This is a genomic window from Chromohalobacter sp. HP20-39 (assembly GCF_033052815.1).
Taxonomy (GTDB): Bacteria; Pseudomonadota; Gammaproteobacteria; order Pseudomonadales; family Halomonadaceae; genus Chromohalobacter.
Window position 1 is genome coordinate 1 of sequence record NZ_JAWHTP010000067.1, and the last position, 640, is coordinate 640.

Annotated in this window: 1 protein-coding gene; it reads right to left on the reverse strand. The window is 65.2% G+C overall.

All coding sequences use genetic code 11. From position 1 onward, the window contains the following. On the reverse strand, window positions 1-640 hold a 640-nt coding region (locus RVY79_RS16915; protein WP_317465633.1), incomplete at both ends, for an amidohydrolase family protein.

The window sequence follows — 640 nt, forward strand, 5'->3', positions numbered from 1 at the left end:
GCTTCACGCAGTGCGCATGCCACACGTCGTGGCCAACCCAGCCAAGGTCTTCCGCATACTCGGCCGGCGTCATGCCGAACTTCTCGCGCGAGTAGGCGATGTCGTTGTCGTTCTCCGCCAGGTGGGTGTGCATCGACACGCCGTAGCTGCGTGCAAGCTTGGCCGATTCGCGCATCAGATCGCGCGAGACGGAGAAGGGCGAGCACGGCGCCACCACCATGCGCAGCATGGAGTGGCGATCGGCGTTGTGCCAGGTTTCGATCAGGCGCTGCGTCTCTTTGAGGATGGCCGCTTCGCCTTCGACCACGCGGTCCGGCGGCAGGCCGCCCTGGCTGCGGCCCACGCTCATGCTGCCGCGCGCCGCGTGAAAGCGCATGCCGATCTGCTGCGCGGCTTCAATCGAATCATCGAGCCGGCTGCCATTCGGATACAGATACAGGTGGTCGCTGGACGTCGTGCAACCCGAAAGCAGCAGTTCCGCCATCGCGGTAAGCGTGGAGACACGCACCATCTCGGGCGTGAGGCCTGCCCACACCGGATACAGGTTCGTGAGCCAGCCGAACAACTCTGCATCCTGCGCGGCGGGCAGGGCGCGCGTCAGGCTCTGATACATGTGATGGTGCGTGTTGACGAAGCCGGG